Consider the following 6,520-nt stretch of genomic DNA (forward strand, 5'->3'; position numbering starts at 1 on the left):
AGCCGGCGGGTGGCGGCCAGCAGCGGGGCGGCGGCGCGGTGGGAGCCGGTGAGGACCGTGACCCCGGCGGGCCGGCCGCCGAGCCGGGGAAGCGCTCGGGGAAGTCGAGGATGCCGTTGACGTCGGCGCCGCGGAAGGCGTAGACGGACTGGTCAGGATCACCGAAGGCGACCAGCGTCCTGCCGCCGCCGGCCAGCGCCCGCAGCAGCCGGACCTGCGCCACATCGGTGTCCTGGTACTCGTCCACGTACACCGCGTCGTAGCGGCCGGACAGCTCGGCGTGCACCTCGGGGCGCCGCACCAGGCGGACCGCGCGCTGGACCAGCTCGCTGTAGTCGATGACCCCCTGCAGATCGGTGACGTCCAGATACTCCGCGAGGAAGTCCGCCGCGGCTCCCCAGTCGGGGCGGCCGATCCGGCGGGCCGCGGCCCGCAGCGTCTCGGGCGCCAGGCCGAGTTCGCGGCTGCGGGCCAGCACCGCCCGCACCTCGTCGGCGAATCCCCGGGTGGTCAGGGCCGCCCGCAGCTCGTCCGGCCAGCGCACATGGGCGCGGCCGTCGCGGGCCAGGGTGATCTGCCCGGCGAGCAGTTCGCGGACCAGCAGGTCCTGCTCGGGACCCGACAGCAGCCGGACCGGCTCCGCGTAGCGCTCGGCGGGCTGGTGGGCGCGCAGCAGGCCGTAGCAGAACGAGTGGAAGGTGGCGGTCTGCGGCGCCGCCGGGAGCGGGCCGCCGGGGCCGGCCGGGTCATGGGCGCCGAGCCGGGCGGCGATCCGGTCGCGCAGCGCGAGCGCCGCCTTGCGGTGGAAGGTCAGGACGAGGATCCGCTCGGGCGCGGTGCCGGCCCGCACCCGGGCGGCCACCGCCTCCACCAGCGTGCTGGTCTTGCCGGTGCCGGGGCCGCCCAGCACCAGCAGCGGGCCGCCGCGGTGCTCAACCACCGCCCGCTGGGCCGCGTCCAGCACAGGGGGCGCGGCGGGCGCCACCGCCGCGCGCACCAGCCGGTAGCCTCCGACGCCCGGGTTCGTCACATACGGCGTACCCGACAGGTCGGGCAGGGCGACGGCCGGGGCGGCAGCGGACGGAGGAGAGGGGTTCACGTGATCAGCCGGTTTCGTGGTGGTCGGGCAATGTACTCCGGACGGGCGGCGAAAGTCCTGTCAGCCCCTCGGATGGCGGAAGCTGGATGACATGAGCTTCCGGCCGTCACCCGTCCCCGCTGCCGCGGCCGTCCCGCGCGGCCGCGGCGCCGCCGGGTGCCTGCCCGTCCCAGCGGGCCCGGCGCAGGTCCACCTTGGGCAGGTGGCCCTCGCTCGCCGGGCCGGACTCCTTCAGCGGGGTCCCCTCGGCCCGGTAGGCGTCCAGGGCGCGCAGCTCGTGGCCGGACAGCAGCACCCCGTCGGAGCGCACCACGCGCCACCACGGCACCCCGCCGCCGTAGCGCGCCAGGACGCGGCCGACCTGGCGCGGGCCGGCCTCGCCGAGCCACTCCGCCACATCGCCGTAGGTCATGACCTTGCCCGGCGGGATCAGGTCCACCGTGTCGAGCACGCGTTCGGCGTATTCGGTGGGCGCCCCCGGGTCGTACTCCTCGCTCATCCCGCCCATCCTGCCCCAGACCGCCGACACCGGGGGGTTCCGGTGCCAACCGCTCATCGCTCGTGCCACCATCGTCCGGGCGGTGACTGGTGATACGAGATCAAGAAGAGACAACGGGGGACAAGCAGGGCGCTGGGGAGGCCGGAGAGGTCTCCCGCGCCCAGGCAGCGCTGCCCCCGTCCGGTAACGGGTCGGACGGCTCCGGGGAGCCCGCGGGCCCGGCCGGTCCCGCGGGCCGGGGCAGTCCGCGGCCCCGCTACGGGGCCGGGCCGGGACCCGCCCCCGGCTACGGGTCCACCCCGACCGGCTCCCACCGCGAGACGACCGGCGACCCCGTCCGGCCGCCGGCCGGCCCCTCCCGGGCGACCCCCGCTGAGACCGTCCCTCCCCCGTCCGGGTCACACCGGGAGGACCCCACCGAGGCCGAGCCGGTCATCGACGCGGGTGTGCCGCCGGACCACGACGAGGAATCCTGCGAGGACGCGGCCGAGGGCGAGGCCGGCGCCACCCGCGCCGCGGTCTCCCGCGACGAGCCGCTGCTGGCCGCGCGGGTGCACCGCCCCGCGGACCTGGTCCGCTTCTGCTTCGGCCTGCTCGGCATCGCGGTGGTGCTGGCGATCGCCTGGTTCGCGCACGCCACCACCACGGGCCTGGAGACCGACATCTCCAAGGGCGCCTCGCACGCCCCGGACGCGGTGTCCTCGGTGGCCGGCCTGGCGGCGAGCGTCGCCGTCCTGATCGTCCCGATCGCCTTCGCCGTCGACCGGCTGATCAAGCGCGACGGCCTGCGGATCGCCGACGGCGTGCTCGCCGCCGTGCTGGCGCACGGGTCCGCGCTGGCCACCGACTTGTGGGTGAGCGACCACGCGCCGCACGCGATCCGGGAGGCGCTGTCCCACAACGCGCCGTCCGGCATCGGCATGACCGACCCGGTGCACGGCTACCTCGCGCCGGTCATCGCCTATGTCACCGCGGTCGGGATGGCCCGGCGCCCGCGCTGGCGGGTGGCGCTGTGGCTGGTGCTGCTGCTGGACGCGTTCGCGGTGCTGGTCGGCGGCTACACCACGCCCTTCTCGATCGCGCTGACCGTGCTGATCGGCTGGACGGTCGCCTACGGCACGGTCTACGCGGTCGGCTCGCCGAACGTCCGGCCCACCGGCCAGAACCTGCTGGCCGGTCTGCGCCGGGTCGGCTTCGCGCCGCTGACCGCGCGCCGGGTGCTGGAGGCGGCCCCGGAGGACGCCGACTCCGACCGGGGCCGGGCCTATCTGGTCACCCTGGAGGACGGGCCGCCGCTGGACGTCACCGTGGTGGACCGCGAGCGGCAGGCGCACGGCTTCTTCTACCGGGCCTGGCGACGGCTGTCCCTGGTGGGCGGCATCACCCAGCGCCGCAGCCTGCTGTCGCTGCGGCAGGCGCTGGAGCAGGAGGCGCTGCTGGCGTACGCGGCGATCGCGGCCGGCGCCAACGCGCCCAAACTGATCGCCACCTCCGAGCTCGGCCCGGACGCGGTGATGCTGGTCTACGAGCACATCGGCGGCCGGCGGCTGGACGCGCTCGCCGACGAGGAGATCACCGACGCGCTGATGCGCGAGGCGTGGACGCAGGTGCGCTCGCTCCAGTCGCGGCGGATCGCCCACCGGCGGCTGGTCGGCGAGTCGCTGCTGGTGGACCGGGCCGGCCGGGTGTTCCTGACCGAGCTGCGCGGCGGGGAGATCGCGTCCGGCGACATCGTTCTGCGGATGGACATCGCGCAACTGCTGACCACACTGGCGCTGCGGGTCGGCCCCGAGCGGGCGGTGGCCTCGGCGCTGGCCGTCCTCGGCCCGGACGCGGTGGCGGCCTCGCTGCCGCTGCTCCAGCCGATCGCGCTGAGCCGGGCCACCCGGGGCCGGCTGAAGGTCCTGGCCAGGGCCCGGGCGCAGCGCGAGCGGGAGGCGGTGCTGGCCGCGTCCGCGGTCGGGCGGGAGGCGCGCGAGCACAAACGGGCCCACGACGGGCGGGACCGCGAGGAAGCCGGCCTGGTCCAGGGGCGGTCCAAGGCGAAGCGGAAGGCCGAGGACAAGGCCGAGAAGCGGGCGATAGAGGACGCGCTGGAGGAGGTCCGCGAGGACGACCTGCTGGGCCGGATCCGCCAGCAGGTGCTGCTGATCCGCCCGCAGGCCCCGGTCGAGCCGGTGCGGCTGGAGCGGATCCGGCCCCGCACGCTCATCACGGTGATCGCCGGCGCCTTCGCCGCGTACTTCCTGCTGTCGCAGCTCAGCTCGGTGCCGATCGGCCATGCAATCCTGCACGCCGACTGGCGCTGGGCGGTGGTCGCCTTCCTCGGGGCGCGGCCAGCTATGTGGCCGCGGCCGGCGCGCTGTCCGGTTTCGTACCGGAGCGGCTGTCGCTGCTGCACACGGTGCAGGCACAGATCGCGGGCTCGTTCGTGAAGCTGGTGGCGCCGGCCGCGGTCGGCGGGGTGGCGCTGAACACCCGGTACCTGCAGAAGGCGGGCGTACGGCCCGGGCTCGCGGTGGCCAGTGTCGGCGCGTCCCAGTTGGTGGGGCTGGGCGCCCACATCCTGCTGCTGGCGATCTTCGGCTTCATCACGGGCACCGAGAAGACGCCGTCGCTGTCGCCGTCCCGCACCGTGATGGCGGGGCTGCTGACCGCGGGGGTGCTGGTGCTGGTCGTCACCGCGGTGCCGGTGCTGCGCAAGTTCGTCTCGACCCGGGTGCGGGCGCTGTTCGCCGGGGTGGTGCCGCGCATGCTGGATGTGCTCCAGCGGCCGGCCAAGCTGCTCACCGGGATCGGCGGCACCCTGATGCTGACGGTCTTCTTCGTGATCTGCCTGGACGGCAGCGTCCGCGCCTTCGGGGGCCACCTCAGCTTCGCCGCCATCGCGGTGGTCTTCCTGGCCGGCAACGCGCTGGGCTCGGCGGCCCCCACCCCCGGCGGTGTCGGCGCGGTCGAACTCGCGCTCACCGGCGGTCTGATCGCGGCCGGCCTGCCCAAGGAGGTGGCCACCCCGGCGGTGCTCTTCTTCCGGCTGCTGACCTTCTGGCTGCCGGTGTTCCCGGGCTGGCTGTTCTTCACCCGGATGACGCGCAAGGGGGAGCTGTAAGGGGGGCCGTGGGCGGCGGCCCGGCGGCCGGGGCGACGGCGGCGGGGCGGCGGGGCAGGCGTAAGGGGCGGCACCCCGTGGGTGCCGCCCCTTACCTGGCGCCGCTTTACCTGCCGCTGCTGAGCCGCAGGCGTCCGTTCGGTCTAGTAGACCGGCTTCTCCGGCTCGACGGTGTTGACCCAGCCGATGACGCCGCCACCGACGTGCACCGCGTCGGAGAAGCCCGCGGACTTCAAGATGGCGAGGACTTCCGCGCTGCGCACACCGGTCTTGCAGTGCAGCACGATCCGCTTGTCCTGCGGGAGGTGTTCGAGGGCGGAGCCCATGATGAACTCGTTCTTCGGGATGAGCCGGGCGCCCGGGATGGACACGATCTCGTACTCGTTCGGCTCGCGGACATCGATGATCTCGATGTTCTCGTCGTCGTCGATCCACTCCTTGAGCTGCTTGGGAGTGATCGTGGAGCCGAGCGCGGCCTCCTGGGCCTCCTCGGAGACGACGCCGCAGAAGGCCTCGTAGTCGATGAGCTCGGTGACCGTCGGGTTCTCGCCGCAGACCGCGCAGTTGGGGTCCTTGCGGACCTTGACCTGGCGGTAGGTCATCTCCAGGGCGTCGTAGATCATCAGCCGGCCGAGCAGCGGTTCACCGATACCGGTCAGCAGCTTGATGCCCTCGTTGACCTGGATGGAGCCGATGGACGCGCACAGCACGCCGAGGACGCCGCCCTCGGCGCAGGAGGGGACCATGCCGGGGGGCGGGGGCTCCGGGTAGAGGCAGCGGTAGCAGGGGCCGTGCTCGGACCAGAAGACCGACGCCTGGCCGTCGAAACGGTAGATCGACCCCCAGACGTACGGCTTGTTCAGCAGCACACAGGCGTCGTTGACCAGGTAGCGGGTCGCGAAGTTGTCGGTGCCGTCGATGATCAGGTCGTAGGGGGCGAAGATCTCCATCACGTTGTCGGCTTCGAGCCGCAGTTCGTGGAGGACCACGTTCACGTAGGGATTGATGCCCCGGACGGTGTCCCGGGCGGACTCGGCCTTGGAGCGGCCGATGTCGGCCTGGCTGTGGATGATCTGGCGCTGCAGGTTCGACTCGTCGACCTCGTCGAACTCGACGATGCCGAGCGTGCCGACGCCCGCCGCGGCCAGGTACATCAGGGCGGGCGAGCCGAGGCCGCCGGCGCCGACGACCAGCACCTTGGCGTTCTTCAGCCGCTTCTGCCCGTCCATGCCCACATCGGGGATGATCAGGTGACGCGAATACCTGCGGACCTCGTCAACGGTGAGCTCGGCGGCCGGCTCGACCAGGGGTGGCAGCGACACAGAGACCTCAACAATACGGTTGGTCGGTCATCAGACGACACGTACGGGTGCGCACGGGTGAGACCCCACCCATACACGCTGACTCACAACACTGCCACGCCGTCCTTCATTCCAAGACCCCTGGTCCGAGGACCGAGACACGTCCGGCCCGCATGCTGGGCGACCGCGGCCGGCTATCCCTTCCGGCGGATCTTGCGCACCGCCTCGTTCCAGTATCCGGGCAGTCCTTCCCACGGTTCGACGCCTCCCCGGTCGCTGCGGTCGGTCAGGCAGACGGTGCCGGCGCCCTGCCAGCGGGCGATCCGCAGCGCGGTGTCGAGGTGGTTCGCGGGCAGGCTGTGCACGAGGTGGGCGAAGCGGGACGGCGGGTGGGCGGCGGTCCACTCCGGCGCCTCCGACCAGCGGTAACGGCTCCACGGGCCGGTGAAGGTGACGAGCTGGTCGGCGAACTCCGCGTAGCCCGGGTGGGGATGGGAGCCGGGGGCCAGCAC

Annotated in this window: 5 protein-coding genes and 1 pseudogene; 2 read left to right on the top strand and 4 right to left on the bottom strand. The window is 73.5% G+C overall.

Features of this window, described 5'->3' with window-relative positions; genetic code table 11:
• Window positions 1–1,057 (bottom strand): annotated as a pseudogene (locus tag GA0115240_RS19140) (UvrD-helicase domain-containing protein); the annotation flags it as partial.
• A 148-nt stretch (window positions 1,058–1,205) separates the two neighbouring features.
• The gene (locus GA0115240_RS19145) at window positions 1,206–1,607 is read right to left on the bottom strand and encodes an MGMT family protein (protein WP_093737901.1); all 402 of its coding nucleotides are present in this window, start codon (window positions 1,605–1,607) and stop codon (window positions 1,206–1,208) included.
• Between the two features lie 80 nt (window positions 1,608–1,687).
• Between GA0115240_RS19145 and GA0115240_RS39300 the strand changes: the two genes are divergently transcribed.
• Together GA0115240_RS39300 and GA0115240_RS39305 are read left to right on the top strand one after the other, a co-directional pair.
• On the top strand, window positions 1,688–4,033 hold the full coding sequence (locus GA0115240_RS39300) for a TIGR00374 family protein (protein ID WP_370673351.1): 2,346 nt from the start codon (window positions 1,688–1,690) through the stop codon (window positions 4,031–4,033).
• Window positions 3,943–4,707, top strand: coding sequence for a lysylphosphatidylglycerol synthase transmembrane domain-containing protein (locus GA0115240_RS39305; protein ID WP_370673352.1), 765 nt, complete (start codon window positions 3,943–3,945; stop codon window positions 4,705–4,707). The genes GA0115240_RS39300 and GA0115240_RS39305 overlap by 91 nt, the downstream gene beginning before the upstream one ends.
• Before the next feature lie 143 nt (window positions 4,708–4,850).
• Here the strand turns inward: GA0115240_RS39305 and moeZ are convergent, their stop codons facing one another.
• A complete protein-coding gene (moeZ, locus tag GA0115240_RS19155; protein WP_093737902.1) occupies window positions 4,851–6,029 on the bottom strand; it encodes an adenylyltransferase/sulfurtransferase MoeZ in 1,179 nt (392 codons plus the stop codon).
• Window positions 6,030–6,202: 173 nt separating this feature from the next.
• The coding region (locus GA0115240_RS36970) for a spherulation-specific family 4 protein (protein WP_218087432.1) at window positions 6,203–6,520 on the bottom strand (318 nt) is incomplete at its 5' end.

The organism is Streptomyces sp. DvalAA-14, assembly GCF_900091855.1.
Classification (GTDB): Bacteria; Actinomycetota; Actinomycetes; order Streptomycetales; family Streptomycetaceae; genus Actinacidiphila.

Coding starts and splice junctions, on each gene's coding strand:
- GA0115240_RS19145 (WP_093737901.1), bottom strand. CDS start 1,607: ATGGGCGGGATGAGCGAGGAGTACGACCCGGGGGCGCCCACCGAATAC.